The organism is Alcaligenes sp. PF14 (assembly GCF_037150615.1).
Taxonomy (GTDB): Bacteria; Pseudomonadota; Gammaproteobacteria; order Burkholderiales; family Burkholderiaceae_B; genus Alcaligenes; species Alcaligenes phenolicus.
Genome location: NZ_JBAGRS010000004.1, coordinates 143,253 through 169,854, shown reverse-complemented (window position 1 = coordinate 169,854; position 26,602 = coordinate 143,253). Strand labels below are relative to the sequence as shown.

Sequence of the window (26,602 nt, the reverse complement as noted above, 5' to 3'; positions counted from 1 at the left end):
CCACCATGTCTACACCTAATATGACTCCCGGAGAGATCGTCTCCGAACTGGACAAGCATATCGTTGGCCAGGGCAAGGCCAAGCGCTCCGTGGCCGTGGCCCTGCGCAATCGCTGGCGCCGCCAGCAGGTTGCCGAGCCCCTGCGTAGCGAGATCGTCCCCAAGAACATTCTGATGATCGGCCCCACCGGCGTGGGTAAAACCGAAATCGCCCGTCGTCTGGCCAAGCTGGCCAACGCGCCTTTCATCAAGGTCGAAGCCACCAAGTTCACGGAAGTGGGCTATGTAGGCCGCGACGTTGAAACCATCATTCGCGATCTGGTGGATATTTCGGTCAAGCAAACCCGCGAAATCGAAATGCGCCGTGTGCGCACCCAGGCCGAGGAAGCCGCTGAAGACCGTATTCTGGACGTGCTGGTGCCCCCTTCGCGCGATGCCCACGGCCAACCCCAACGCGAGGACAACTCTGCCCGCCAGGTGTTCCGCAAGCGCCTGCGTGAAGGCAAGCTGGACGATACCGAGATTGAAATCGAGATGGCCCAGGCCATGCCTCGTATGGAAATCATGGCCCCTCCCGGCATGGAAGAGATGACCGAGCAGTTGCGCGGCATGTTCTCCGGTCTGGGTCAGGAAAAGACCAAAGCCCGCAAGCTGACGGTCAAGGAAGCCTTCAAGCAACTGACCGAAGAAGAAGCGGCCCGTCGCGTCAATGAAGACGATTTGCGCACTGCTGCAGTGGCCAATGCCGAGCAGAACGGCATCGTGTTCCTGGACGAGATCGACAAGATCACGGCGCGAGGCGAGAGCCAGGGCAGCGGCGGCGATGTGTCCCGCCAAGGTGTGCAGCGCGACCTGCTGCCTTTGGTAGAAGGCACCACCGTCACCACCAAATACGGGGTGGTACGTACCGACCACATCCTGTTTATTGCCTCGGGTGCGTTCCACCTGTCCCGCCCATCGGATCTGATTCCTGAACTGCAAGGCCGCTTCCCCATCCGTGTGGAACTGGAATCGCTAAGCGCCCAGGATTTTGTACAGATTCTGTCCACGACCGACGCTTCGTTGACCAAGCAATACGCAGCCTTGCTGGGCACCGAAGACGTACAACTGGACTTCCGTCCCGACGGTATCCAGCGTCTGGCCGAGCTGGCCTTTGAGGTCAACGAGCGTACCGAAAACATTGGTGCCCGTCGCCTGTACACCGTCATGGAAAAACTGCTGGAAGAGCTGTCCTACAGCGCTGGCAGCCACGGTGAGCAAAACGTGGTCATTGATGCGGACTACGTGAACAAACAGCTGCAGGAAACCGCAGCCAGCCAGGATCTGGCGCGCTACGTGCTGTAAGCCTGACTTCGATCGGACATGAAAAGGGGGCAGATTTCTCTGCCCTTTTTTTACATTTCGCTTGCAGACCACATCCAACACGGCATCAGGCTCTACCCTGTCAACGTAAACGCGATGGTCATCACATCACCCTGTCATCTCGACCACGAACCCACACCAGTGTTTCTCCTGCGTCGGAGATGAAAAAACCGGGCGAACCCGGCTTTTATCAACCCACTCAAACAGGCTTATTTGCTGATCTTGGTGACCACGTAATCACCACCGTCACGTTTGGCAGTGAACTTTACCTTGTCACCCGGTTTGATGTTGGCCAGCAAGGCGGGATCAATTTTGTACACCAATGTCATGGCGGGCAGTTCCAGGTCGCTGATCTCACCATGCTTGATGGTAATTTTGCCGGCCTCGGCATCCAGTCGGCGCACTTCACCCGACGCACTGGCTTCCTGAGCCTGGGCGACCACGACATATGCCGAGCCAGCTACCACACCCAAAGTTCCCAACGCCAAGGCTGCGCTTCGTTTCGTCCACGTCATTTTTCACTCCTGCAAATTGGGCAGAGCCAGACAATTAGCTCATAATGCCTACTTTCGGACGCCTGAGGCGTCTGTTTCCGATCAAGCATAACGCTAAACCTTTGCAAAAGCATGAGCGAATTTATTAAAGGGTATGTGCTGCGTCCAGCCACCCCCGCAGACCTTCCGGCCATTTTGGGCCTGATGCGCGATATGGCCGCCTTTGAGAAACTGGAGCATATTTTCAAGGCCAGCGTTGAGTCTCTGCGCAACAGTTTCTTCTCCGACGAGCCCAGTGCCTACTGCCTGGTGATTACTCCTGAGGATCAGCCCGACGCACCAATTTCTTACATTATGTGGTTTTACAACTACTCCAGTTTCCTGGATCGCCGCGGCATCTATCTGGAGGATTTGTATATAGACCCGGCTCACCGCAAGCACGGTCTGGGCGCTGCGGCCCTGCGCCATCTGGCTCAAATGGCCGTGTCCCAAGGCTGTGGCCGCCTGGAGTGGGTAGTACTGGACTGGAACCAGAACGCAATCGACTTCTACAAGTATCAGGGGGCCCAAGTGCTGGAAGACTGGCGCGTGGTACGCGTCACTGGCGATGCCCTGGTCAATTTGGCTCAAGGCACCCCTACTCCTGCCGAAACATAAGGCTTCTTCATGTCCACACGACTTTCCATTATCAGCACCCGCACCGGCGACGATGGCACAACGGGCCTGGGCGATGGCAGCCGCCTGCCCAAGACTGCCCCCCTGATTCATGCCCTGGGCGACGTGGATGAACTGAACAGCTATATCGGCGTCTTGCGCAGCATGGCACTGCCCGAGGATGTTGATGTCCTGCTGTCCGACATTCAGCACGACTTGTTCGATATGGGGGCCGAGCTGTGCATCCCTGGCCATCAGGTCATAGGCAGCGTCCATGTAGAACGTCTGGACCAAGCGATTCGTCACTACAACGAGCCCTTGGGCATACTCAAAGAGTTCATTTTGCCCGGTGGCAGCCCCGCAGCCGCACAAGCACATGTACTGCGTTGTGTGGCGCGTCGTGCAGAACGTAGCGTCGTGGCGGTGCCCTCAGAATCCTTGCCGCAAGAAGGCCCGCGCTTGTATCTGAACCGCCTGTCGGATTTGTTGTTTGTGCTGGCGCGTACCTTGAACCGCCATGCAGGCCGCTCTGACGTGCTGTGGGAGCCCAAGCGCAACGAGCCTGGCAAGGGCTGATCGCCCCATCGCGACTGCGACTATAAGAATAGGGCCCTGCTTTAGCAGAGCCCTATTCCTTTTCAGGCCAGATCAATGCGAGTGGTATCCGCAAACCTCAGCACAGGCTCGTCCGTGGGGTCCTCATAGACCTGCCACTTCAAGGACTGGCTGCCCACCTGAATATCCACAGTAGCCAGGGTGTTTTCCGCATCACTGTCCGCTGGGTCACAGCGCCAGATCGGAAATTCCGCATGGTGCTGATCCGCCAGGACGGTCAAAGGATCAAGCGCAGCACCGGCTTGTGCCAACAATTGATCCCCACGCTCCTGCCGCAGTTCGGACGACCGGGTAATACGCTGTTCAAAGCCTTTCATGGACGGATGTACCGCATGGTTGGCGTGCAGATGGTTTTGCTCAATGGTCTGCACAGAAACGGCCTCGGCACTGAACTCCACGCTCAGCAAGCGTGGATCGCCACGCTGCGCCAGGCTCAAATGGAAAGCGCCGGAACGTGGGTGATCCTGCAAGATCCCTACTGCCTGATCCAGATCAGGCTGATCCAGCATGGCACGGGTCAGGACCATGCGCGGCACCCCTGGGGCCACATGCCGCGCCCGCACATTATTCACCGTCATGGCCAAACCGGCCTGGGTCACTGCAAAGCTGTGGCCCGGCAAGGAAGCAGGGTAAAGAAAGGAGACAAAGGACATGCCGCTGTCGGGGATGAATTTGGCCACCCCGCAGTAACCGGCAAAACCTGGATCACCATCTTCGTTATGCACCAGACGAGGTTCGCCCTGGGCGGGCATTTGCACGGTGGTGCAACCATCGGGAGCCATGGCCCACAAGTCGCCCCGGCAATTCCACAAGAAAACGTCTTCAAAGGGGAGCTCCAGACCCAATGCCAGGCCCTGGAGCTCGGTCCATATTCGGGGGAAATAACGCTCGGTGTACTGAGCCAGCTGACCGGCTACAGCCGTCCCCTTCGATTGCATGATGCCTTGCCATGCTGCTGAGTTCAGCAAGTAGGCATGCACGGCGGGGGCTCCGAAACGTCCCAAAGAATGGCCAATTTCTTTGGGACCACCACTTAACTCCAGATAGGACAACTTAGCCATTGCGTCTATTTCCAGTAAGCACCGGACTGGTGCAATTGATTTTCAACCAACTCAATACCGCTGACAGCACGACTGCCCGCCTTGGCCAGAACCTGTTCCAGCAAGACCTCCACCAGTGCCTGCGCAGCAACCAGAGAAGGAAAAAAAGACGGACTGTCGGTTCCAAACAATAATGTGGCATCTGCCTGCTGCGCAATAGGGGCAAGCAAGCTGTCGCAAATCGCCAGGATTTGTGCATCTGCCTGTCGGGCCGCTGCATGGGCCAGCACGGCTTCCTGGGAATACGGTGCAAAACCGAACAAGACCAGCACATCCCCTTTTTGCAGCGCCCGCAGATCCATATCCAGAGTACCGGACTCGCCACGCAACAAGCCAATCGAGGGCCGGAACAGACGGTACTGATAATGAAAGGAAAAAGCGGGTGCAAAAGAGGCTCTGAACCCGGCCACAAAAACCCGCTTGGCCTTGTTCAGCAATTCCACAGCCTGTGGCAAGCGTGCTTCATTCACCTCGCGCAGCAGCGCCAGAGTATCCATTTGTGCTGTCAGCGTCTGCGCCAGGCGATCTTCTTTATTTCGATTGCGTACCACCGCCCGGGCCTGATCGGCATAACGCCGTGCACCCTGTCCATGCAGCGCCTGGGTGAACACAGCCTTGAATTCCGCCCAACCGCCAAAGCCCAAAGACTGGGCAAAGCGCAGCAAGGTGGCAGGCTGCACCTGTGCCTGCGCGGCCAACTGACGCATGGACATCAAGGGCACCTGATCGGCATGATCCAGCACATAGCGCGCGCTTTGCTGGAACTGCGGCGACATGGTGGCAAACACTGCCTGAATACGCTCGGTCAGATTGCTCAAGGAGTTCATGGGCCAACACGCTTCAAAAGGGGACATCAAGTATATATCGGGCGCAAATGCAGTCTGGGCGCAACAGTGAGGCCTTTATCCACCTGTCCCGACAAATCAATGATGATTTATTTGTTGAAAGTATTATTATATATTCAACATACGTTGAAAATCCTTCCGGGCCTACTTTCTGGATCTGCGCCATGACACATGTCTTTCATCGCAACCCCAAACAAACCTTGCCCTGCGCCGTCAAAGGTGATGGTATCCGCATCGTGGACAGCAATGGCAACGCTTATATAGACGCCAGCGGTGGCGCGGCCGTATCCTGCCTGGGCCATAGCCACCCTGTTGTGATCGCTGCCATCAAGCAACAGCTGGACCAGATTGCCTACGCCCACACGTCCTTTTTCAGCAGCCAGGCTGCCGAGGACCTGGCAGATTTTTTGACCAGCCGATCCCCCGGTGACCTGGACCATGTGTACTTTCTGTCCGGAGGCTCGGAGGCCGTAGAAGCCAGCCTGAAGCTGGCACGGCAATATTTCGTGGAGATTGGCCAGCCCGAGCGTCATATTTTCATCGCACGCCGTCAGAGCTATCACGGCAATACGCTGGGGGCTTTGGCCATTGGCGGCAATGAATGGCGTCGCAAGCCGTTCCTGCCTCTACTGGCTCCGGCCCAGCATGTCTCGCCCTGCTACCCCTACCGCGACCAAGGCAGTGATGAAAGTGCCGAGCAATATGCCGACCGTCTGGCTCAGGAACTGGACGACATGATTCAAAGCCTGGGTCCCCAGAACGTCGCGGCCTTTGTCGGCGAGACTGTAGTGGGCGCGACCGCTGGTGCCTTGGCGCCAGTAGGCGATTACTGGAAAAAGATCCGTCGGGTCTGCGACAAGCACGGCGTGCTGCTGATTCTGGATGAAGTCATGTCGGGCATGGGGCGTACCGGCTATCTGTTTGCCTGCGAAGAGGACGGAGTCGTGCCGGACATCATGGCCATTGCCAAGGGTCTGGGGGCGGGCTATCAGCCTATTGGTGCGATGTTGGCCAGTGACCGGATTTACCAGGCCATCCTGAATGGCTCGGGCTTTTTTCAGCACGGCCATACTTATATGGGTCACGCCACAGCCTGCGCTGGTGCTTTAGCCGTGCAACAAGTGATTGAGCAAGACCAGTTGCTGGAAAACGTCCGTCAGCGCGGCGAGCAATTGCGCCGGGAGCTGCATCAGGCGTTGGACAGCCACCCCAATGTGGGTGATATACGTGGTCGTGGCCTGTTTGTCGGAGTCGAACTGGTGCAAGACAAGGCCAGCAAGCAAGCGCTGGACCCTGGCTTGAAAACCCACGCCAAGATCAAGCAGCATGCGTTTTCCCAAGGTTTGATGCTCTACCCTATGGGTGGCACGATAGATGGAGTTCACGGCGACCATATCTTGCTGGCACCGCCCTTTATCTGCACCGAGGCCGACATTCACGAAATCGTGACACGTCTGACCCAAACCATCGAACACATCCTGCCCCGATAAACCCGTCAAGCAGAGCGTCGAACAAACAGTCAGAACGCTCTGCTGACTGCGCTGCGGCAAGCCAGCCGCAAGAGGCACCGCTAGTTATACATAAAGGAGAACCATGGCCCGCCTACCCTATGCTGACCTGAAAGCCCCCGACGCCGCCCCACTGGTAGAACAGATCATTGCAGAGCGCGGCAGCGTCTTGCACCTGTACCAGATGCTGCTGCACAGCCCACCCATTGCCAAAGGCTGGCTGAATCACCTGACCGGCATACGCCACAACAGCAGCCTGCCGGGCGATCTGCGCGAACTGGTCATCATGCGCGTAGCCCTGTTGAACCGTGCCCCTTACGAGGCCGATCAACATGCCCCTATCGCGCTGGCAGAGGGGCTGAGTCAAGCCCAACTGGATGCCCTGCCCGACTGGCAAGACTCCGATGCCTTCACGCCCATTCAGCGTGCTGTGCTGGCTTACACCGATGCCATGACTCTGAATGTGCAAGTGGAGCCCGCTGTTTTTCAGGACGTACGCCAGTATTTTGATGAAAAACTGACGGTTGAGCTGACCGCCACCATCGCTACCTACAATATGGTGTCGCGCTTCCTTGAAGCCTTGCACATTCATTCCGACGACTCGCGTTAGAACGGCACCCTGAGCGCATCCGTCCGGCCACCTCCCAGGCGCCCCGCCAGAAACTCCACAAACAAACGCAATTTGGGAGGCAAATGGCGGGTGGGCGGATACAAGGCCCACAAGGCACCACAATACTGCGTGCGGAACTCCCAATCGGCCAGCACGCGCACAATACGCCCTTCCAGCTCCGGCTCCCTGGCCACAAAGCAGGGCAAACTGCCTATCCCCAAGCCGCGCTCTACCGCATCCAGACGCACACCCGTATGGTTAGCCGCATAGCGCCCGCTAACCGACACATTCAGTACCCGCCCGCCTTTATTGAAACGCCAACGTGAATCGCTGGGTGCCTCGCCCAGGTAGATGCAGCTATGTTCGCGCAACTGCTGAGGATGAACGGGCAGGCTGTGTTCGGCCAGATACTCCGGACTGGCGTACAAGCCATGCCGAATATCCGTCAGATGACGCCCCATCAAACCGGGCGGCGGCTGATCCGTGATGCGTATCGCCAGATCCAGCTGATCGTCGATCAGGTCTGCATAGCGATCATCCAGATTCATCAGCACATTCACTTTGGGGTGCGCCGCCAGGAAATCCGGCATATGCGGATGAATCAGAAAATGCCCCACGGCTTTGGGAACACTCAAGCGTATCTGCCCCTCCGGCTCGGTCTGGAACTGCCCTGAGATCTCCATCGCGGCCTGGGCGCAGGACAGCATGTCACGGGCATGCTCGTAAATCGCCTGGCCACTGTCGCTTAGCCGTAATTTACGCGTCGTGCGCTGCAATACCCGCGTTCCCAAACCTTTCTCCAGACGCGCAATGGAGCGGCTGACTGCCGACGGGGTATAGCCCAGGTGGCGAGAGGCTTCGGAAAAGCTGCCTGTCTCCACCACTTTGACAAAAACCACCATATCGCTCATCAGGGAAGTGAGATTACTTGTGCTCATAGGGAATAAATTATTTCAATGAATTGCAATTATCAGGACTGCTCACTATGCCTACAATGCCTTAAAACCAACCTACAGGTAATAAAATGCAAGATAAATTATATTTGACTAGCAATAGCCTTACCTGCATAGCGGAAATCCTGGAGTGTTATCACTCCGAAAATGAGCGTTATGCTGTCAGGCTGGATAAAACCTTATTTCATCCCCAAGGCGGGGGTCAGCCTTGCGACAAAGGCACGATAAATGGGCACGAGGTCCTGCATGTGGCTCAAAACCGCGACGGTCACGTGCTGCACTACCTGCATGTGCGCCTGCCGCTGGGGCCCGTAGAACTGCATATTGATCGCGCTCACCGACTGGAGCACGCCCGCCTGCATACGGCCGGCCACCTTATCGGCCATCTGGTTGAACGCATAGGCTGGCAGGCCGTAAAGGCGCATCACTGGCGGGGCGAGTCACGGGTGGTCTTTCGCAACCCCAAGGATGCTCTGCCCCCCTTTCTGGATGATTTGTCCAATCGTTGTGCTGAACAGATTCAATTGGCTCAGCCAATTTCCATCAGTTTTCAGGAAGGGCTCCGCGAGGTTGCGATTGGTAGCCTGGGGTGCTACCCCTGCGGCGGCACACATGTTGAAAACACATCCGAATTAAATGGACTGAAAATAATCCGTATAAAAAACAAAAAAGATGAATTGAGCATTCATTATGAAATGATGAATTAATAAATAATAAAAACCATGGCAGTGTATTAGCTTTGGCTATTATCGGAAAAGAAAAACAATTCTTTTAGAACCCCCAAGGGAAGTGAGATATGTATTTAGAGACCGAACGATTGCGGACTGAGCATATGCAGTCCCTGCTAAATGGCGAACTCCTGGCTATCCGCCTCTCCGGCTTCATTGATGCGCCCACCTCACAAAAGCTGGGCGAGCAAATCATAGACAAAGGCTTTGATCGCTATGTGAACGCTCCGAGCATCGGCCGCATTGGCATGGCTTTTTACGAAGCCGAAAACCAGCCCGAACGCATGGCCTCCTATTTCGAGGGGGTTTTTGACAATATCGACGAACTGCGCCGCCGCTGCGCCCCCTACCTGTCCCCGATTGACGTGCTGCGTTGCACGCTGGATGAAGTCTGGCCTGCCGGAGCCACACTGGAGACCTTGTACGGAAAGAAAATGTATGTGGGTTTGTCGCGCGTGGTGCAACCCGATGTGCGCTTTCTGGCGCATCACGACATTTTGGCCAAGGACGCCCCCGGTAATTACCAGGCCATCAGTCTACAAGGCCAGTTGGCCGCCAATGTCTATTTGAAAATGCCCGAACAAGGAGGTGAACTGCAAATCTGGCAAACCGAACTGAGCCCGGATGAATTTGATGAAATGCGTGGCGACAGCTATGGCATCCATCCTGATTTGTTGGGCACCCCCGAAGTACAGATACGCCCCGGTCCGGGCGATCTGATTATTTTCAATTCTCGCAAAATGCATGCCGTCACCCCCGGCAAGGGCGATTTGCGCCTGAGCCTGTCTTGCTTTGTGGGATATCGCGGTCCGGCCATGCCGCTGACCTTCTGGAGTTAACGTGTTGCAAACCTATTGGCCAGAGTTCGCTACTCTGGCTTTGATTCATTTTTTGGCCGTTATTGCCCCTGGACCAGATTTTGCTGTCACCATCCGCCAAAGTGTGCGGCTAGGCCGCCAGGCCGGTATTGCCACTGCCATTGGTATTGGCGCCGGAATCTCCGTGCATGTGATCTATACCTTGATGGGCGTGGGAGCCCTGCTGCACTCCACCCCCTGGCTGATGAGTGTGGCCGAGGTATTGGGAGGTGCCTACCTTCTCTATATAGGCTGGGGATTCCTGCGCCAGGCCAGCACACCGATGGAAGTGAGCCTGGCCGAGTCCGACAATGGCAAACCCGCTGCTGTCAGCGTGCGCCAGTCCTTGACGCTGGGCTTCATGACCAATGCCGCCAACCCTAAGGCTACGCTGTTCTTTCTGGCCGTGTTTACTACCGTGGTCAGCGCCAGCACGCCTTTGACGACCCAGATGCTCTACGGCGTCTGGATGTGCCTGGTTAATGCGGGCTGGTTTATTGTGGTCAGCCTGATCTTTACCAATCCTCGCGTACGTCAGCGATTCCTGCGTATGGGGACCTGGTTTGAGCGCGTGACAGGGGTTCTACTGCTGGGGTTTTCGCTGCGCCTGCTGATCCATGCCGGTCAGCGCATCCTGCTTTAAGCCCGCCAACAAGCCATGGAGCCCAAGGCTACGAGTGATAAGGTCTGCGCAGCAGAACCATCAGACGCTAAACAGCACACAGGTTTGACTTCATGCCTGTACTCACCATCTTGGCCTGAGCACCGTCTGGCACCTATGCGGCGCTTTGGTCTTGGCTTGGGCTCTGCGCATCATAAAAAAATCCCCGCCCTGAAAACAGGGCGGGGATTTTTACTCCTTAGACCATGGACTCACCCGTCTTGCGGGCGTTGCGCCAGTCACGTACCAGGTTACCGACCAGCAGAACCAGAATGATGGCCGACATGACCGGCCAGACCAGAAAGTAAATCGTCATAAGCATAGTGTTCTCCTTTTAACGTCTTGTCTCATACTCTCAAGCACGAGCCGAGGCCGGCTCACCTTGTTTCGACTCCCGAACTTTCTGCTTGCTCGGTGCAGGTGTGTCATCGTAGTGAAACGACTGCACACGCTCGGCAAGCACAGAGAAATCAAAACGTTCCTGACTACGCAAGCTGATGGCCACACACACCACAGCGCTAACGCCATAGGCGGTCAGGGAACCCAGCAAAACAATGTACTCACGCAAGAAGCCAATGAAGTTGGGCAAAAGAATCGCAGTGGCAATCACCCCCACCGCAATCGCAATACGGCTGCGGAAGAAGGCAAAAGCCATCAGACCGGCAACCACACCGCCACCAATCGAAGCGGTAATCTCGTAGAACACGGCGACCGCACCTTCGATAGGAATCAGCTCGAAACGCACGATCGTAAACAGCACGACGGCACACAACACCGACCAGCTAAAGGCTTTGTTGGTAACACGATCCCAGTAAAAGCTGACAATGACCGGGAACACAATCGCGCCCCACAACGCACCCACAAACACCAGCATGACCAGAATATCCAGCTTCAGGCTGGCGAAGATCACACCCACCATCGTGGCAACCACCATGGTCATACGGCCCCACCACAACATGCGGGCTGGTTTTGGACGACCACGTGCAATGTTCTTGGCGTAGATGTCGGTCATCACAATGGCCGACAGTGCAGCCAGGTCCGAGTCCGCCGTGGAAGACAAGGAGCCCACCACCAGGATGAAGAACAAGGCAATGCCAAATGGCGGCAAGTAGGTGGACGCCATCTGCGGGATGATGTTGTTCATGTTTCCATCCACAGGCTGCAAGCCGGTGAACAGAGCCAGCAAACCCAACATGCCCAGACCAATCACCACGGCACCATAGCCAATGGTGGCCGTCAGGAAAGTGGGTTTGATCAGGTCCTCGCGTACGGCGAACAGGCGCTGGGCAATAGTTTGGTTACCAATCGCGTAAGCCAGCACCGCCACAAAATACGGCGCCCCCTGCTCCAGAATTGCCTTGGTGGAATAGAAGTTGGCTTGCTCGGAATCCAGACGCCACCAGTTGGCCTGCACCATCTCCGGGCCACCGGCGTTAAAGAAAATCAGCGGGATAATGACCACGGCCGACAAAATCATGGCAACCAGCTGGGCAAAGTCCGTCATCACCGAGGCGCGGAACCCCGACCACAGGGTATAGGACAAGACGCCCAGACCCGCAATCAGCACACCTTGAATAAATGTCAGAGGGCTAAGGATCGAGACCAACGCACCTGCCGCGGTGAAGTTCACCATCAGGCTGATACCACTGCCTACCACGTTGGAAATCGCCATAATCATCTGGCTGGACGAGCCGTGCCGTGCATGCAGCACCTCGGCCAGTGTGTGTGCCTGCGGGGCCAACTGGCGAAAACGTCGCCCGAAGGGGTAGATGAACAAGATCATCAAGGCTCCCCATAGCCCGTAATGCAGAGGGCCGGATAGCCCGTACTTGAAGCCCGAGGTCGCGCTGGCATAAAACGACGCCGCCCATACCCAGGTGGCAATCATGCTGGCCGCCGACAGGCCAAACCCCACCGCACTGTTGGATACCATGTATCCGTCCACGTTTTCTTTCTTTTGACCAATCATGAGCGACATCAGGAACGTCGCGCCATAAAAGCCGACCAATAACAATATGGCCGTCGTGGTTGAAAGCGTAAAAAACTCCGCCTCTTGCATGTCTTTCCTTTTCTCTTCTGCGCGAGAGCCACTTGCACCACCTGGCTCACTCGCATGCATGCCGATTCCGCATTAACGCGCTGGGCGACACCCATCCCAGGACCAGAACCGAAACACTTGAACCGAACGCGCGCGCACACGCCCCCGCCCTTGGCACAAGCCAAAGCGAGAAAAAAGCAAGACACAGCGCAAAGTGCCTCACATTGCGGCGAGTCTGCGGGCCTTACAGCAAATAAACATGGCCAGAGACAAGCCGCTCTGTTGCAGGCCGATGTCGTGTGAGACAGTCGGCTGGTTGTTCCGCGACCCAAGGGCCGGGCAAGGTGTTTCGGGCTAAAGCCGGGTTGTTGTGCAACAACCTGTTGAAGAACGGGCCGTCATTTTTTTATGCAATTTTGTCGCACCTGAACGGCCTGCTCGAGAAGCTGATTCAATGAACCAGAGCGACCAATTATACATATTTAAAATTTAAGGGTCTATATCATGCTGTTTCAGCATCGAGAACGGGCTATCAAGCCCTTTCCGAGTCATTCATAGACCTCATCATTATTAAGGCTCACGCGTGCCAGCTCCTGACATGCTACGGGCACTTTACCCACAAAGGCGTAGCCTTCCCCGCGTACCGAACGAATGGGCAGCTCCTCTCCCATGGCGGTTAATTTACGTTTCAAGCGACTGATCAAAACGTCCACAGAACGGGCAGTTGCCTCCCGCCCGTCCTCCAGCGGAAAAAGACGATCGCGCTCTACGGTTTGGGGGCTGACAGCAAAGAGAACCTGGACAATACGTCGCTCGCCGCGAGTCAACATGACCGAGTGCCCTCTGGGCGTGATCATGGTCCAGCCATTCTCCATCAAATCCCAAAGCTGGGAATCTGGCTCCTGCTCGGATCTATAAGCGATATTGCCTGCTTTGACCGGCTCTGCAGGAGAACCACGCAAGCTTCGCTGCAGAGCATAACCACGCCGGCGCAAGGCCTGCACGCAAGCGACCACCTCCACCGGCAAAACCTCCTGATCGAAGCAGGCGTCCGCCCCGGCAAGCAACAAATGTCCACGTTCCAGGCCGGCCATTTTGTCGCGCCGCACAACGATGACGCCGGCAGCAGGAAAATCCATACGCAAACGATTGATGTGTAAAAAAACGTTGTCTGCCTGACACACCAAAGCAAACACCGTCTCCGCCCCGCAAGCATGTGCCTGAGACAGACACTGCTCCATCGTCTCTACCGTCTGGATCCTGCCCCCCCACTGCTCCGACTCCAAAGCGATCTGCTGCAAACCAGCCTTGTCGTCATACAACAGAAAAATCTGTTCTACCGTCATAGTCCTCACCCTTGCTGGCCCTATCAGGCACTTTATGTTTTTTTACCCTTGGACCTGCCTTAACAAACGCTGTGCTGCTGCGTCGTCAGGCATGGATAGATAAATAGCCCCCTGCTTCAAGGGCTCGCCAATTCGGGCGACTTGTGCCACCTGATCTTCCATGACCAAAACCAGCAAGGCTCCCACATTACCAGAGCTGATCTCGGCCAACTTACGCGCGCCCAAAGAATTCAGTTGGAATCGAACAAGATGCTGTCCCTGTTCGGTCCGCAAGGACGCCACACGCGTCAAATCGCTGCGTTGCACAACAACTTGCGGATACAACCACAGAGGGCCTTGCGGTCCCTGCACTTGCACCAGACCGGGGGAGGCTTGGCGCATTCCCACGTAGAAATCTACTTGAGGAACCTGCACCGAGCGCTGTGTCTGAGAGGCCAAAAAACTGCGTGTTCCATCTGCCCCTTCCCGCTCATAGTTGCTTGCCAGTGCAGGCGGGCTCAAATCAGCCCCGCCTCCTGCTGCTGTGGTCTGGCACCCGGCCAGTAAAAACAGCATCATGCCTATCGCCGTGCCCAGTACTGCTTGCCCTGTTTGACTATGCGTTGTCGCCATATTCACTCTCCGCTTTGACCCGCCGCTGCGGCCCCGTTCAAGACACCGGGCATAGCCCAGAAAAAAGGGCCGCGTGCCCAGGCACGCGACCCTTATCCCTCACCCCTTTACCATTGATACCCCACACCCACCGAGCCACCGTAATCACCACGGGAGGATCCCGCAACGTTGCCCTTCAGGACCCAACTGCCGCTGTCTGTCACCGTGGACAAACCCATGGCGTAGCCACTTTCACCACGCCATACACCGCCAGAAACGGAGAACATGCTCTTGCCGGGAACATAGGCTTGCGGCAAACCGGCCATTGCCATGGCGGCTGCCACGCCAGCACTCGCCCGGTTCTCCACCTTGTCGATACGACGGTCCAGATGGTTGAACTGATTGGTGATATTGGAGGTCGCCTGGTTCAACTGACGCACGTTGACGGCATCTTGCGGTGCCTGACCATCGGCCAGATTGCTGATGGTCTTGTCGTGCATGTCGATACCCTGCTGATTCATGGTTGGGCCATCGACAATCTTCACTTCATTGGTAGTGACGGACTTGGCCACCACACTGTTCACCTTGATGTCCTGCGCCAGGGCTACTGTCACGTCCGTACCGGAGCGCGAGATTTCGATGTTGTCGCCATTAAGGAACTGCACTGTAGACTTGGGGGCCACATTGCTGGCCGTATCGCCATTGGTCTGGATGTTCCAGCCCGCACTGGCCAGCTCGGTCACGTTCTCTACCTTGGTATTCAAGCCACCCAAAGCATCGTTCACGTTGTTGTAGGTTTTATCGCCTACGTTCAGCTCCGTAACCAGCTTGCCGTTCTCGAACTTCGAACCCCCACCCATGCCGCTGGCGATGCTTTCACCCATATCGTGAATCTGGCTGCCATTGACCGCATCGGTACTGTTCGCGGAGATATCACCACGCGCCACATTAGTGATGCCCGTGCCACCCGTACGACCGCCATCAGTAGACTCGGCTCCGGCCATGGTGACCTTGCCATAGTTCACTGACTGGTCCGGATTCAGGTCGTACTTGACAGCACGATCCCCCAGATTCTGGGTTTCGCCCCGCACCAGATCCAGTTGCTCTTCAGTGGCGGCACGACCGCTCTTGCCAAAGTTGGCCCCCGTCAGGGTACGGTTGCTCAAGCCGGTAATGTCATTGTCCGTTGCCGACACCATCACGTTGCCAGCGCGCAGTCCGGCAGTGCTCAAGGCAATGTTCGTCCCGATAGCAAAGCCCAGATTATTCATGACTACATCAGGAGCGCCACCCGTGCCTTTCACGGTCACACTCTTGAGGTCCAGATCGTCATTCAAGGCAATGCTCAAGGTATCGCCGCCGTCGCCACTGGTGCTCAGATTGCTATTGCTGCCCACAATCTTCAGCGTCTCTCCCAGATCACGATGCACTGCCGTGCCGGTGCTGCCCGCAAAGTTCATGCCCTTGGCGGTCAAACCATCATCACGGCCTTCCAACTGACTGACGTTCACCGCATCAGTAGGCGCCACGCCTTTGGCCACGCCGGTAATCTTCTGATTACCAGCATGGATGCCCTGGTCATTGATCACCACATTGAAGGCGGTCAGACCGGCATTGGTCAGATTGACTTGCCCGATCGTCAAGCCGGTATTGCCCAGAATGACATCAGGTTTGCCCGTGGCACCCTTGACCTTCACTCCCGCGGTCGTCATCTCGGTATCACCTGTGGTGACGCTGGTCAGTGTCAGATCATCATTCAGAGCCACTTGCACTGTATCGTCCCCCACTGTGGAGGTACTCAGATTGGCATTGCTGCCCTTGATGGTCAGTGTCTGGCCCAGATCACGATGTACGGCTGTACCGCTTTGTGCAGCAAACTCCATGCCCTTGGCCGTCAAGCCACCTTCGGCGTCCGTCAACTGGCTCAGATTCACCGCGTCGGTACCTGTGGTTCCCTTGGCCACATTGGTGATCTTCTGGCTGCCCATATCAGCACCCTTGAAGAACGGGGTCTCGGCAATCTGTACCTGCAACTGACCATTCAGGACCTGGGTGCGCAGATTGGCACCGCTGTAATTACCCGCAGTCGTCGCCCCACCCAGAATCTCCAGGCGTTGCCCCAGATTCTTGTGAATCGTCGTATTGCTGTTGCCGCTACTGAAGTTATTGCCGCTGTAGTTGGTCCCCAGGGCCGTCAGATCCTGGTCCAGCTTGATCAACTGAGCAACGTTGACCGCATCAGTCAGATCCTGACCACCGGCCAGATTGGTGATACGGCGTTTTTCTGAACCATTACCGATCGATACCACACCCTGCCTGGCTTCCTGGGTAACCGTGCCTGTATAACGCGCAGTCGAGGACGTGTAAGCCGCATTCGTTGTGGCCCCCGCCCCCAGCGCCACTGCACCGGCTGCCGACACGGTTGCACCCGCACCCAGAGCCATACCCTGAATTGCCGTCTCATTGGCAATCGCGCCCTGCCCCATGGCCAGCGACTTCTCGGCAGAAGCGCGCGTATCCTTACCCCAGACCTGGGATCCAGCCGCCAAAGCCTGGGCATTAGTCCCCAGAGCCGAGGCATCCAGGCCTTCGGAAATGGCCTTGAAGCCCAGGGCCAAGCCACCATCTTCCTTGGCGTTGGAGCCTGCGCCCACGCTCATCGCCCCTTCACCGTGCATGATGTATTCGATCAAGCCATTGGGACCTGTTTTTTCTTCGATCCAGCCGGCTTTGGCCTTGTCACCCACAGCAATGGAACGGCGACCATCAGCCTCGACATCCGAACCGGCACCCACAGCATTGCTGGCACGGGTCTTGCTGCCTTGCCCCAAGGCCAGGGAGCCACTGCCTGCCACAAAAGCCTGATGGCCCAGCGCCACGGACTGGCTGCCCGAGGCCGAGGAGCCACTGCCCAGCGCCACGCTCTGCGTTGCTCCCCGAGCAACACTGGAACTGGTACCAATCGAGATGCCATCTATCGCTTGATCGTAGGCATTGCGTCCAAAAGCAATCCCCCCTTCCTGGGTAACTCGAGCCTGCTCCCCAATTGCCACAGCTCCTTTGGCGTGCGCCAGCGCATCACCCATCACCTCTGCTTTGTAGCCAATGGCCACCGCGTAATTCGACGTATCCGATACCCGCGACTCCTGACCAAGGGCAATGGAGCTCTCGGACGCTGCCGTGGCAGAGGTGCCCAAGGCGGTAGCCCCCAAGCCCGAGGCCTCGGTATGTGAACCAATAGCGGTGGTCAGATTTGCCTGCGTCAACCCACCCGCTGATGAATTCAAGCCAATCGCCGTTGCCCCTGTTCCGGAACCACGAGCCACAGCCCCAATGGCTATCGCATCAGCACCAGTGGCACCGTTATTATTTTCATTGGGGTTATTGGAGGAGTTAACACTGACATAGCGCTGGCGGCTCGCAATCAGCGTTGACTCCAGTTCTTCCAACTGTCCTTTGTTGACAGCATCACCTGCAGCTATCCCTGCGGCCAAATTGGAAATTCGCACAGGTGCTCCTGTCGAACTGTCAAGATCAATCAAGCTGCGATCGGCATTGGAGTAGGTGACAGCAGACAGTCCCGAAATCGCTCCTGCTACCCCCGTGCGCATGGCCTCAAATGCGGACCCGATAGAGGTATAGGTATGATCATTCCCGTTTTCGTCTTTAATAATAAATGCCGGGCCAGTCATCTGCCCGTTTGCGTCCCATTTCAAGTTGCCACCCACAATGGCCGTTAAATCTCCATGGAGCAGCTTGAGCTGACTGACATTGACTGCATCCGTATCCAAACGGCCAGCAGCCAAATTGCTTAAGCGACGCTCCCCTCCTACCGTGCCAATTGACACACTGGATGAAGGTAACAATGCCCCAGATGCGGAACCGTAACCCGCTCCCACTGTCTGGACGGACCTCGAATTGGCACCAATTGCAACGCTATTGGCATGCGTGACATGAGCCTGATCGCCCAACGCAATTCCACCTGCAGCCGCATTGGTTGAAGTACCCGCATAAACCAATGCCTGATTACCAATCGCAATGCCGCCAATATCGTAATCAACGACGGTAGCCATGGAACCCAATGCAATAGAGCCATCTGCACCTGAACGAGACCGCTCACCAATGGAGACTGCATGTGCCGCTTTCACGGGTGGGGCAACCGGGCTGCCTGAACCCGTTTGACCGGGCAGATTATTGGCACCGTAGCCAATGCTGACCGTACGGTCGCCAGTAAGCTTGTTGCCCGCCTCCCGTCCAATAGAAACCGTATCGTCGCCCGTGATATCACTACCTGATTTGTAGCCAAGAGCGACGTTATAACCACCATATACTCCCTGCCCTGCCAGCCCCCCTACAGCCACTTGACCGAAGCGGTTGCCAATCACCGGTGTACCCGCATTCGAGCCGGCGCCTTCTCCAATAGACACACCTGAAGTGGTGTTACTCATCGCCCCTGCGCCTACTGCCACCGAATTACTACCGAATGCCTTGGAGCCACTCCCCCCGGCAAAAGCAGCACTACCGGATGCCTCGGCCACGTTACCAATCGCTGTGGATCCTGTCCCGGAACTACTTGCACCAGTGCCCATTGCGGTACCAGCGACGCCCCAAACCCTTGCTCCTGAACCCACCGCCGTTGCCCCGGCAGCATCCTGCGCAACGGTGGAGTTGTGCCCCAATGCAATTGCATTGGTCGCCAACAAACCTACATTCGCGCTATTGCCCACCGCAATAGCTCCAGTTGCCTTGGCCTGGGCTTGATTACCAACCGCAACCGTGTTGTCGACTTCCAGAGGATCGACCAAGCTGGCCGCCGCATTACCAATTGCTACATTATTGTTACCTTCCAGCCGCTGACCCGCCTTGTTACCCAAAGCAACCAAGCCATTGCCTTTGCTCTGTATCCCGGCATCACTGCCAATCATCACCCCATTGACAACCGTGTTGTCGACTCCAGCACGAGCACCCAGGGAAACCGATTCCTTGCCCGCAGCCTGGGACTGCAGCCCCGCCGCCAAAGCTGCCTCACCGGAGGCTAAAGCCTGCGGACCGATAGCCAGCGCATCCGCTGCACTGGCCACTGAATCGGCCTTGGTTGACTTACTATGGAAATATTTCATTCCATCGCCCGAGTTCAACGCACCATACAAAACCTTGCCAGACACTGCCTCCGTGCTGGCAGCGCTGACTGTCGCATCCGCCAAGCCAGTGATTTTGTTGTTATTTACATTCACCCCGTGCAAGCTACTGTTGCCTGCAACTGTCAAACCACCGGTGTTCACATTACCAGCCGTCACAGTATTGGTAATAGCCGCAGAGCTTGCCTGTAATCCGCCTTGCAAGACGGCTGAGCCCGCGCTTAACTGCCCAGTGAATTCCCCACTCGCCCCTTTGATTGCGCCAGTGGCCGTGACAGAGTCCACATTAAGGTCAGAGCTCAATGCAACAGAGACGGCCTGACCTGTCTGGGTCAAGACCATATTACTGCCCGAACTCAGGACGAACGCCCCACCCGGAATAACATGGAAGGGAGTGGCCCCATCCACGCTAAGCTCCCAACCGTCTGTTATCTGGGCGGTAACAGGAGAGGAAAGTCCACCCAGGAGCAGTAAAGACAGAACAACTGAGCGCAACTGCAGGACCGGTCGCAAGCCTGCAAAAGCTGGCGATGCACTGCACCCTGCGCTGCTGCGCTTACCGCAGGTTTTGGTATTTTCCGCAACAGCCACAAAGGTTGCTGTCCGCTCGTTCCAAACCGACTTATAGATTCTGTTCATGATCTGTTCGCTTACAAAAGTAATTAGTCATGTCTGCCCCCCTGAGCTCATTCCTCGCGCTGGCGTAACAAAGTTTCAAGGCACAGCACAGCCCCTCACCTCGTTATGGCGATAAATTGAAATTTATTACTCAGAAAAGTCTTACCGAACCCTTACACCTATTCGGATATTTTTTATTCTCTTACCAACTTTTAATAATTACTTTTGAATTCTTACGTTAGCCGTTTGAATTATTGCAAAACATGAGCTTTCATTGAATCATCAATTTAAATTTAGCTCTAAATATTAGTTCTGTTCTGCTGCCTGTAGACTGAGGGTGACAAGCCGCTGTACTGCCTGAAGGCAGTAGCAAAATTGGCAGGGTTCACATAACCGGCCTCAACCGCCACGTTCGTGACAGCTATATCCGTGCCCCTGAGCAAATGCATGGCATATCTCATCCGGCTGGAACGCACGTAATCATGCACAGTCAAGCCGCAGCTTGTCTTGAAAAGCTCATTCAGGCGTCTACCCGTCGTCCCGAACAAGTCGGCCAGACTCTCTGTGCTCAGGGGCTCAGACAGATTGTGAAGCACGTACTGCTGCACAGCCTGCACCAAATGATGGCGCACCTGCAGCCCATGACAAGCCTCCAGGCTAGAAGGGGAATCATGAGAACCACCCGCTTGAGGCATCTCCTTCAAACTCAGATGCAAACGAATCCGTTCCAGTACCAACTGCACATTCGTTCGATAATCGATGAAGTCACGAGCACCACTGCGCAACGCCATCAACTGGCTGTCAGCACACGACAAGGCCGACAGAAATACGACAGGGATAGCCGCCGTCTGCGGGTTGGCGCGCAACAGACGCATGAAAGAATCCCCGCGCAAGCGAGGTAGATGATATTCACTCAAGATGAAATCAGGCCGCAGAGACTGGCATCGAGCCAGACCTTGTTGCGCATCCAGCGCAAAACTGATTCGACCAAAATTAGTGCGTAATAAAACCAGCAAGTCTGCAACACCGGCCGGTTCCGGAGCAATAAATAGAATATGAGCTTCAGACGAGACGTGCATAAGCTATCCACCCAAGATCAGACAGGCCGTATTACTCCAAATTAGAACAAATTCTAATAATCAAGAAGACTTGCTTATAAATGAGCTATTTTTCTTAAACCCCCTATTTACTTAATTTCCAAAAACAAAAGTTACACTATTTCAATTTCTTTCTTTAAACACCCATTAATTGCTTAGCAAACCGCAACGAATAGAAATTAAACCTGCATTAAACATCCATATTTTATTTTTGTTTCTAAAGAGTAAATATAGATTCATAAAGCTACGGAAAATCCAAATAAAAACCCCGCTGTAGCGGGGTTCATCGTGTCCAGCTGGGTCAAACCCAAGAATCAGGCGCGGCGAGCATAGCCTGCACGAGCCAGCACACCCAGTGGGCCAATTTGGCGGACCAGATCTATTTGCTCGGGGGTGCGCACATAAATGCAGCCTGCATACGACAGTGCATTGACCGAGATACCGTCAACTAACTCCACGCTGCGGGGCACCACCAGCATCCACCCCTGACCTGCCAGCATATTATGTGGCGGCAGCAAGCCATCTCCTGCCGGTTCCAATCCCAACTCATTGCAGGCGTTTCGGTACGAGCTCAAAAGACTGGCTGCCAAGACTTCCGGCTCCTGCGCATCCTGCAAACGCACAAAACAGTGTTCAAAAGCCAGCGCGGAATGTTGATGCGCACTGCCTGCCGCAGCCTGGGTGGGGAGCTTGTCCAGATACAGGGCCAGCGAGCCGTTGCTAGCCGCCTGCGGAATCCATTGTGTATGTTTATGACGCTGACTGGCCCCAGCCGGGCCACCGCCGTTATAAAAGCCCAGACCGCCTTGCACAGCCAGGAAATCCGCCAGAATTCGGAAATCAATCTCGCGCAACGGGCTGAGCTGCTCGGAAAACACCTTGTCGGCCAGCACAAGATGCAGATCACAGACGGCAAACTTGTTCAGCACGATATTGTGCGTACTACTGGCGTCATCCACTGTCAGTGCCGGAGCAGGTGGCAAAAAGGGATTGAAGTTGGGGTCACGTGGTCCACCTGGAATCGAGACGCTGGCGGCATCCTTGGCCGCCAGAGTGGATACCCAACGCACAAAAAATGTCAGCCCCTGATCGTGCAGCAGCTCTTCCTGAGCTTGCACGGGCAACAAATCACCGCTGGCCAGCGCGGCCTGGCTCAGTTGGTCCAGGCGTTGCAAAATTTCCTTGCTCACGTCGTCTCGCTCCTCATTTGAAGTTGTATAGTGACGCCTTATTGTAGGCAAGAGACGCGAATAAACGCGCATTGCTGCCTAGTCCGAATTTTCCACCATCCCTATCAGGAGTATTCCATGTCCGGTATCCGCCGTATTGCCAGCCCACTGCCACTACCCTTCTCGCGTGCCACCATGGCTGGCGGCTTTCTGTTCTTGTCCGGCCAGATTCCTTACGACGCCCAAGGTGAAGTGGTGCGCGGTTCCATCCAGGACCAGACCCACGCCGTCTTTGATCGCCTGATCGAAGGCCTGGCTCTGGCTGACGCCACCCTGGCCGATGTAGTCAAAGCCACTGTCTGGTTATCCGACATGGCCTTGTTTGCCGACTTCAACAAAGTCTACGCCGAGCGCTTTGGCGACACCCTGCCTACCCGCTCGCTGGTTGAAGCCAAGCTGGCCAAAAACGTAGACGTAGAAATCGAAGTGCAGGCCTGGCTGGGCGATCGCGCCTAAGCAGCCTTCAGGCCGACGGGCCGTCACACAAATTAACGCTGCCTGGCCCTGGCTATGGCACACTGAATTCCCCTAGTCCAAGGAGAATCCTGATGCGTTTTTTTGCTTCGGCCCGTCACATTTTGCTGGCTTGTTCTGCCTTAGGTCTTGGCGCCAGCAACCTCGCCTATGCCGCCAACACGGGCAAAACCGCAGAACCGACTGCGATCAAACGCTATCTGGGCGACTCGGACATGCCTTTTTCCCGCGCCGTGCAGGCCGGGGACTTTCTATTCCTGTCGGGACAAATCCCGCTGAATGAAAAAGGCGAAATCATACGCGGCAGCATTGAAGATCAAACCAATGCCACGCTGGACCGGATTGAAGAGACCCTGAAGCTGGCAGGTGCCGACTTCAGCCATGTCATCAAAGCCACGGTCTATTTATCTGATATTGCCTTGTACGAGCAATTCAACAAAATCTATAAAGAACGCCTGGGCAGCAACTTCCCGGCCCGCTCTCTGGTACAAGCCAAACTGGCGGGTGGTGTGGATGTGGAAATCGAGGTTCAGGCCTGGATGGGTGCGCAAAACAGCCCCGCCAAGCATTGATGCAGGCCACTTACTATAGGTAATTCGATATAAGCAGCCCGCTTACAGCCTGGCTATCTTGTATGGCACACTAACACCCTTAGCCAGACCCTTTACCCACGCCAGGCTTGCCGCCTGGCGTTTTCGTGCCTTTACGGAAACTCTCATGATCTACGCGATTACTGCCCTATTCGCCTTTCAGCTATTAGGCGAGATCCTGGTGCAGACCTTGTCCTTGCCATTGCCAGGCCCTTTGGCCGGCATGCTGCTTCTGACTGCCGCCTTGCTGATTCGAGGCGGCGTGCCCAGCTCTTTGGAGAGCACGGCCAGTGTCATGCTGCAGAACCTGATGCTGCTGTTCATCCCCGCTGTCACTGGCGTGATGTTGTATTTTGATCGGGTGGCCGAGGAATGGCAGCCCTTTTTGATCGCCACCCTGGGCGGCACCGTCATCACCATGGTGGTCACAGCCCTGGTGCTCAATCGTCTGCTTAAGAATCGTCAGGAAGAAGAATAATGACGGACGGACTTTTTCAAATCTGGGTCTTTTTATCCAGCTCGCCCCTGCTGTGGCTGACCTTGACCTGCTCGGTCTACGCAGGCTCGGTCTGGATGTACCGCCAGTCGGGCAGTAGCCCCTTTTTGTTGCCGATTCTGGTCTCGGTCGTTGTGATTGTGGCCCTGCTCTTGCTGACCCGCACGCCTTACCCCGTTTACTTTGAAGGGGCCAAGTTCATTCACTTCCTGATTGGACCGGCAACCGTCGCCCTGGCTGTACCGCTCTACAGTCAACTGCGTCAGCTGCGCAAGATCTGGAAGCCGCTGACCATTGCCCTGATCATTGGCTCGGTTACCGCTATTTTCAGCACGGTCCTGATTGCCTGGGCTTTGGGCGGATCAATTGAAACCATCATGTCGGTTGCCCCACGCTCGGCCACCATGCCGATTGCCATGGCCCTGGCAGAACAATTTGACGGTCAGCCTTCCTTGGCTGCTGTGGCGGTTGCCATTACCGGGATTGCGGGCACGATCATGGCGCGCCCGCTGTTGAACTTGCTGCGTATTGATCGCCCCGAGGCTCGGGGCTTTGCGGTGGGTGTAACGGCACATGCCATTGGTACGGCACGTGCCTTGCAGGTTCACGAAACGATTGGGGCATTTTCCGCCATTGGCCTGAGCCTGAACGGGATCATGACTGCCGTGCTGGTTCCTTTTGTTCCTATAGTCCTGCGCTGGTTAGGCGTGGCCTGACCCGGCAAGACAGGCTGGCTCTAGCGCCACTCGTCTCGATAGACGAAGCGGGGCATCTGCCAATTGCGGTGCAGAGCCAGCATACGGAAACTCAAGCCGATAATCATGGGACCCAGCAGGGTCACATACGGGTGCCAGTCCAGATGCTGGGCACCCAGATACAAAGCGCCGGTCAGCATGGATACGCTGGCATACATCTCCTTGCGTAGCAGCAAGGGGATGTCATTACACAAGATGTCGCGCAAGACGCCACCGGCACAACCGGTAATCATGCCGCTTAGCAGCACCACCGTAATGGGCAGCTTCATTTCCAGCGCGATCTGACAGCCAATCACGGTAAAGACCACCAGTCCCATGGCATCGAGCAGCAGGAACAGGCTGTGCAAACGCCGCATGATCGGAGCGATCAAAGCCGTAAGAATGGCCGCCCCTGCCGTGATCCAGAGGTATTCAGGATGCTGTACCCAAGTCAGCGGGTAATGCCCTAAAAGCACATCCCGCACCGAGCCACCGCCCAGAGCGGTGACACAGGCGATGGTACAGACCCCCACCCAATCCATGTCACGACGGCCCGCGGCCAGCGCTGCGGTCATGGCCTCTGCAGTGATGGCGATAATGTAGAGAACAAGTAAGAGCATGATATTTTTTACGCATCAAGCTGTTGAATAAGACCCCGATAACAACGCAGCATCAGCAAGCCAGGCACAGCAATAAAGACGGTACAAATAAAAAAGCCTGGCCAACCCAGGGATTCGACCAGCACAGGCGTCAGAGGCCCGGCCAGATAGGTACGCCCCACTGCCGACAGGGCCGACAGCAGCGCAAATTGAGTGGCGGAATAGGTCCGATTACACAAAGCCATCAGCAAAGCGACAAAAGCCGCTGTGCCCAGGCCACCACACAGGTTTTCCAGACCGACCACAATCCCCATCAGCCACATGGATGGCGCGGTTTCAATCGCGATCAGCCAATAGCCCAGGTTGGAGACGGCCTGCAAGATACCAAAAATCATCAAGGCCCGGTATAGCCCCAGGCGGGCCATGATCGCCCCCCCCATCAAGGCTCCGACCACGGTAGCAGCCAAGCCAAACACCTTGTTGATGGTGCCGACCTCGGACAAGGTAAAGCCGGCTGCACGAATCAGAAAAGTGGTGGACAAGGCGCCTGCAAAAGCATCACCCAGCTTGTAGAGCACAATCAGCGCCAGAACGCTCCAGGCACCTGGACGCGAAAAAAAATCGGCCAAAGGCGCGATCACAGCTTCTGACAAACTGCGCGGCGGACGGCTTTGTTCCTTTGGTTCGGGTGAAATCAGGGTCACCAGCGCGCACAGCGCCATGAAGGCACCCATCAGAAAATACGTGTTGGACCAGCCCAGCCAGCGGTCCGCCAGAATCAGGGCCAGACCGCCAGACACAATCATGGCAATGCGATAGCCCATGACCTTGACCGCCGCCCCCGCCGCTCGCTCATGTGCTTGCAGCACGTCCGTGCAATAAGCATCGAAGGCTATGTCCTGCGTGGCCGACAAGAAGGCCACCCACACGGCCAGCAAGGCCAGTGCGGTCAAATTCACCGAGGGAGAAAACAGGCCCATGGCCGCAATGGAGGCGGCCAGCAGCAGTTGAGTGACAAGAATCCAGCCGCGCCTGCGCCCCATGAACGGCGGCGCGTAGCGATCAATCAGGGGAGCCCAGAGAAACTTCAGCGTGTAGGCCGAGCCGACCAGGGTCAGAAAACCAATCTCGGTCAGTGAAACATTTTCAACTGTTGCCCAGGCCTGCAAGGTGCCTGAAACCAGGGCCAGAGGCAGGCCGCTGGCGAACCCCAGAATCAGCAAAGGCAAGACTCGGGGACTGGTATAGACACGTGACACGTCAGGC

25 protein-coding genes and 1 pseudogene are annotated in these 26,602 nt (G+C 56.1%); 12 read left to right on the top strand and 14 right to left on the bottom strand.

Going from position 1 to position 26,602, the window contains the following annotated elements; all coding sequences use genetic code 11:
* Window positions 1-5 precede the first annotated feature (5 nt).
* Window positions 6-1,343, top strand: coding sequence for an ATP-dependent protease ATPase subunit HslU (gene hslU, locus WFM49_RS10235; protein WP_026484111.1), 1,338 nt, complete (start codon window positions 6-8; stop codon window positions 1,341-1,343).
* 227 nt (window positions 1,344-1,570) lie between these two features.
* On the opposite strand, the gene WFM49_RS10230 is transcribed toward hslU, so the two are convergent.
* Window positions 1,571-1,876 (bottom strand): copper-binding protein, encoded by a 306-nt coding sequence (locus tag WFM49_RS10230; protein WP_009462618.1) that lies wholly within the window; start codon window positions 1,874-1,876, stop codon window positions 1,571-1,573.
* Between the two features lie 111 nt (window positions 1,877-1,987).
* Between WFM49_RS10230 and WFM49_RS10225 the strand changes: the two genes are divergently transcribed.
* Together WFM49_RS10225 and WFM49_RS10220 are read left to right on the top strand one after the other, a co-directional pair.
* A complete protein-coding gene (locus tag WFM49_RS10225; RefSeq protein WP_009462620.1) occupies window positions 1,988-2,512 on the top strand; it encodes a GNAT family N-acetyltransferase in 525 nt (174 codons plus the stop codon).
* A 9-nt stretch (window positions 2,513-2,521) separates the two neighbouring features.
* The gene (locus tag WFM49_RS10220; protein WP_250756637.1) at window positions 2,522-3,085 is read left to right on the top strand and encodes a cob(I)yrinic acid a,c-diamide adenosyltransferase; all 564 of its coding nucleotides are present in this window, start codon (window positions 2,522-2,524) and stop codon (window positions 3,083-3,085) included.
* 62 nt (window positions 3,086-3,147) lie between these two features.
* Here the strand turns inward: WFM49_RS10220 and WFM49_RS10215 are convergent, their stop codons facing one another.
* Both WFM49_RS10215 and WFM49_RS10210 read right to left on the bottom strand, forming a co-directional pair.
* Window positions 3,148-4,185 (bottom strand): C45 family autoproteolytic acyltransferase/hydolase, encoded by a 1,038-nt coding sequence (locus WFM49_RS10215; RefSeq protein WP_009462624.1) that lies wholly within the window; start codon window positions 4,183-4,185, stop codon window positions 3,148-3,150.
* 5 nt (window positions 4,186-4,190) lie between these two features.
* On the bottom strand, window positions 4,191-5,078 hold the full coding sequence (locus WFM49_RS10210) for a MurR/RpiR family transcriptional regulator (protein ID WP_235484291.1): 888 nt from the start codon (window positions 5,076-5,078) through the stop codon (window positions 4,191-4,193).
* Window positions 5,079-5,233: 155 nt separating this feature from the next.
* Here WFM49_RS10210 and WFM49_RS10205 point away from each other — a divergent pair, with 155 nt between their 5' ends.
* The gene (locus tag WFM49_RS10205; protein ID WP_022983376.1) at window positions 5,234-6,559 is read left to right on the top strand and encodes an aspartate aminotransferase family protein; all 1,326 of its coding nucleotides are present in this window, start codon (window positions 5,234-5,236) and stop codon (window positions 6,557-6,559) included.
* Window positions 6,560-6,662: 103 nt separating this feature from the next.
* Window positions 6,663-7,187 carry a carboxymuconolactone decarboxylase family protein gene (locus tag WFM49_RS10200; RefSeq protein ID WP_026484105.1) on the top strand — a complete coding sequence of 175 codons (525 nt, stop codon included), beginning with the start codon at window positions 6,663-6,665 and terminating at the stop codon, window positions 7,185-7,187.
* Here the strand turns inward: WFM49_RS10200 and WFM49_RS10195 are convergent.
* Entirely contained in the window at window positions 7,184-8,125 is a 942-nt protein-coding gene (locus tag WFM49_RS10195; RefSeq protein WP_336973060.1) for a LysR family transcriptional regulator, read from the bottom strand. The genes WFM49_RS10200 and WFM49_RS10195 overlap by 4 nt on opposite strands.
* A gap of 86 nt (window positions 8,126-8,211) precedes the next feature.
* Between WFM49_RS10195 and WFM49_RS10190 the strand changes: the two genes are divergently transcribed.
* The 3 genes from WFM49_RS10190 (at window position 8,212) to WFM49_RS10180 (ending at window position 10,368) form a co-directional block, all read left to right on the top strand.
* Window positions 8,212-8,847 carry a threonine--tRNA ligase gene (locus WFM49_RS10190; protein ID WP_250756636.1) on the top strand — a complete coding sequence of 212 codons (636 nt, stop codon included), beginning with the start codon at window positions 8,212-8,214 and terminating at the stop codon, window positions 8,845-8,847.
* A gap of 125 nt (window positions 8,848-8,972) precedes the next feature.
* Window positions 8,973-9,707 (top strand): 2OG-Fe(II)-dependent halogenase WelO5 family protein, encoded by a 735-nt coding sequence (locus WFM49_RS10185; RefSeq protein ID WP_009462634.1) that lies wholly within the window; start codon window positions 8,973-8,975, stop codon window positions 9,705-9,707.
* A 1-nt stretch (window position 9,708) separates the two neighbouring features.
* On the top strand, window positions 9,709-10,368 hold the full coding sequence (locus WFM49_RS10180) for a LysE family translocator (protein ID WP_336973056.1): 660 nt from the start codon (window positions 9,709-9,711) through the stop codon (window positions 10,366-10,368).
* Between the two features lie 217 nt (window positions 10,369-10,585).
* On the opposite strand, the gene WFM49_RS10175 is transcribed toward WFM49_RS10180, so the two are convergent.
* The 8 genes and pseudogenes from WFM49_RS10175 to WFM49_RS10145 form a co-directional block, all read right to left on the bottom strand.
* Window positions 10,586-10,708, bottom strand: a complete 123-nt coding sequence (locus WFM49_RS10175; RefSeq protein WP_009462638.1) for a putative transporter small subunit — start codon at window positions 10,706-10,708, stop codon at window positions 10,586-10,588.
* A 33-nt stretch (window positions 10,709-10,741) separates the two neighbouring features.
* Window positions 10,742-12,445 carry a sodium:solute symporter family protein gene (locus tag WFM49_RS10170; RefSeq protein ID WP_021447052.1) on the bottom strand — a complete coding sequence of 568 codons (1,704 nt, stop codon included), beginning with the start codon at window positions 12,443-12,445 and terminating at the stop codon, window positions 10,742-10,744.
* A gap of 527 nt (window positions 12,446-12,972) precedes the next feature.
* Window positions 12,973-13,770 (bottom strand): winged helix-turn-helix domain-containing protein, encoded by a 798-nt coding sequence (locus WFM49_RS10165; protein WP_009462640.1) that lies wholly within the window; start codon window positions 13,768-13,770, stop codon window positions 12,973-12,975.
* A 42-nt stretch (window positions 13,771-13,812) separates the two neighbouring features.
* Complete coding sequence (locus tag WFM49_RS10160; protein WP_152978318.1) at window positions 13,813-14,382, bottom strand: SecDF P1 head subdomain-containing protein; 570 nt, start codon at window positions 14,380-14,382, stop codon at window positions 13,813-13,815.
* A 107-nt stretch (window positions 14,383-14,489) separates the two neighbouring features.
* On the bottom strand, window positions 14,490-19,907 hold the full coding sequence (locus WFM49_RS10155) for a YadA-like family protein (RefSeq protein WP_336973051.1): 5,418 nt from the start codon (window positions 19,905-19,907) through the stop codon (window positions 14,490-14,492).
* 111 nt (window positions 19,908-20,018) lie between these two features.
* A pseudogene (locus tag WFM49_RS18645) lies at window positions 20,019-20,138 on the bottom strand (ESPR domain-containing protein); the annotation flags it as partial.
* A 278-nt stretch (window positions 20,139-20,416) separates the two neighbouring features.
* Entirely contained in the window at window positions 20,417-21,196 is a 780-nt protein-coding gene (locus WFM49_RS10150) for a response regulator transcription factor (protein ID WP_250756633.1), read from the bottom strand.
* Window positions 21,197-21,528: 332 nt separating this feature from the next.
* Entirely contained in the window at window positions 21,529-22,404 is an 876-nt protein-coding gene (locus tag WFM49_RS10145; protein WP_336973049.1) for an ATP adenylyltransferase family protein, read from the bottom strand.
* Window positions 22,405-22,521: 117 nt separating this feature from the next.
* Here WFM49_RS10145 and WFM49_RS10140 point away from each other — a divergent pair, with 117 nt between their 5' ends.
* The 4 genes from WFM49_RS10140 to WFM49_RS10125 all read left to right on the top strand — a co-directional run bounded on the left by WFM49_RS10140 (window position 22,522) and on the right by WFM49_RS10125 (window position 24,719).
* On the top strand, window positions 22,522-22,899 hold the full coding sequence (locus WFM49_RS10140) for a RidA family protein (RefSeq protein WP_009462650.1): 378 nt from the start codon (window positions 22,522-22,524) through the stop codon (window positions 22,897-22,899).
* A 92-nt stretch (window positions 22,900-22,991) separates the two neighbouring features.
* Window positions 22,992-23,489 (top strand): RidA family protein, encoded by a 498-nt coding sequence (locus tag WFM49_RS10135; protein ID WP_336973045.1) that lies wholly within the window; start codon window positions 22,992-22,994, stop codon window positions 23,487-23,489.
* A gap of 145 nt (window positions 23,490-23,634) precedes the next feature.
* Entirely contained in the window at window positions 23,635-23,985 is a 351-nt protein-coding gene (locus WFM49_RS10130) for a CidA/LrgA family protein (RefSeq protein ID WP_009462654.1), read from the top strand.
* Window positions 23,985-24,719 carry an LrgB family protein gene (locus WFM49_RS10125; RefSeq protein WP_021447054.1) on the top strand — a complete coding sequence of 245 codons (735 nt, stop codon included), beginning with the start codon at window positions 23,985-23,987 and terminating at the stop codon, window positions 24,717-24,719. The genes WFM49_RS10130 and WFM49_RS10125 overlap by 1 nt, the downstream gene beginning before the upstream one ends.
* 20 nt (window positions 24,720-24,739) lie before the next feature.
* On the opposite strand, the gene WFM49_RS10120 is transcribed toward WFM49_RS10125, so the two are convergent.
* Both WFM49_RS10120 and WFM49_RS10115 read right to left on the bottom strand, forming a co-directional pair.
* On the bottom strand, window positions 24,740-25,357 hold the full coding sequence (locus WFM49_RS10120; RefSeq protein WP_009462658.1) for a trimeric intracellular cation channel family protein: 618 nt from the start codon (window positions 25,355-25,357) through the stop codon (window positions 24,740-24,742).
* Window positions 25,358-25,365: 8 nt separating this feature from the next.
* Entirely contained in the window at window positions 25,366-26,595 is a 1,230-nt protein-coding gene (locus WFM49_RS10115; protein WP_254499984.1) for a muropeptide transporter, read from the bottom strand.
* Window positions 26,596-26,602 lie beyond the last annotated feature (7 nt).

Bases quoted from the DNA above. Each gene is read 5' to 3' on its own strand.
- WFM49_RS10185 (WP_009462634.1), top strand. From the start codon at position 8,973: ATGCAGTCCCTGCTAAATGGCGAACTCCTGGCTATCCGCCTCTCCGGC.
- WFM49_RS10120 (WP_009462658.1), bottom strand. From the start codon at position 25,357: ATGCTCTTACTTGTTCTCTACATTATCGCCATCACTGCAGAGGCCATG.
- WFM49_RS10130 (WP_009462654.1), top strand. From the start codon at position 23,635: ATGATCTACGCGATTACTGCCCTATTCGCCTTTCAGCTATTAGGCGAG.
- WFM49_RS10140 (WP_009462650.1), top strand. From the start codon at position 22,522: ATGTCCGGTATCCGCCGTATTGCCAGCCCACTGCCACTACCCTTCTCG.
- WFM49_RS10195 (WP_336973060.1), bottom strand. From the start codon at position 8,125: ATGAGCACAAGTAATCTCACTTCCCTGATGAGCGATATGGTGGTTTTT.
- WFM49_RS10135 (WP_336973045.1), top strand. From the start codon at position 22,992: ATGCGTTTTTTTGCTTCGGCCCGTCACATTTTGCTGGCTTGTTCTGCC.
- WFM49_RS10230 (WP_009462618.1), bottom strand. From the start codon at position 1,876: ATGACGTGGACGAAACGAAGCGCAGCCTTGGCGTTGGGAACTTTGGGT.
- WFM49_RS10215 (WP_009462624.1), bottom strand. From the start codon at position 4,185: ATGGCTAAGTTGTCCTATCTGGAGTTAAGTGGTGGTCCCAAAGAAATT.
- WFM49_RS10200 (WP_026484105.1), top strand. From the start codon at position 6,663: ATGGCCCGCCTACCCTATGCTGACCTGAAAGCCCCCGACGCCGCCCCA.
- WFM49_RS10210 (WP_235484291.1), bottom strand. From the start codon at position 5,078: ATGTCCCCTTTTGAAGCGTGTTGGCCCATGAACTCCTTGAGCAATCTG.
- WFM49_RS10170 (WP_021447052.1), bottom strand. From the start codon at position 12,445: ATGCAAGAGGCGGAGTTTTTTACGCTTTCAACCACGACGGCCATATTG.
- WFM49_RS10205 (WP_022983376.1), top strand. From the start codon at position 5,234: ATGACACATGTCTTTCATCGCAACCCCAAACAAACCTTGCCCTGCGCC.
- WFM49_RS10190 (WP_250756636.1), top strand. From the start codon at position 8,212: ATGCAAGATAAATTATATTTGACTAGCAATAGCCTTACCTGCATAGCG.
- hslU (WP_026484111.1), top strand. From the start codon at position 6: ATGTCTACACCTAATATGACTCCCGGAGAGATCGTCTCCGAACTGGAC.
- WFM49_RS10225 (WP_009462620.1), top strand. From the start codon at position 1,988: ATGAGCGAATTTATTAAAGGGTATGTGCTGCGTCCAGCCACCCCCGCA.
- WFM49_RS10160 (WP_152978318.1), bottom strand. From the start codon at position 14,382: ATGGCGACAACGCATAGTCAAACAGGGCAAGCAGTACTGGGCACGGCG.
- WFM49_RS10150 (WP_250756633.1), bottom strand. From the start codon at position 21,196: ATGCACGTCTCGTCTGAAGCTCATATTCTATTTATTGCTCCGGAACCG.
- WFM49_RS10125 (WP_021447054.1), top strand. From the start codon at position 23,985: ATGACGGACGGACTTTTTCAAATCTGGGTCTTTTTATCCAGCTCGCCC.
- WFM49_RS10175 (WP_009462638.1), bottom strand. From the start codon at position 10,708: ATGCTTATGACGATTTACTTTCTGGTCTGGCCGGTCATGTCGGCCATC.
- WFM49_RS10165 (WP_009462640.1), bottom strand. From the start codon at position 13,770: ATGACGGTAGAACAGATTTTTCTGTTGTATGACGACAAGGCTGGTTTG.
- WFM49_RS10220 (WP_250756637.1), top strand. From the start codon at position 2,522: ATGTCCACACGACTTTCCATTATCAGCACCCGCACCGGCGACGATGGC.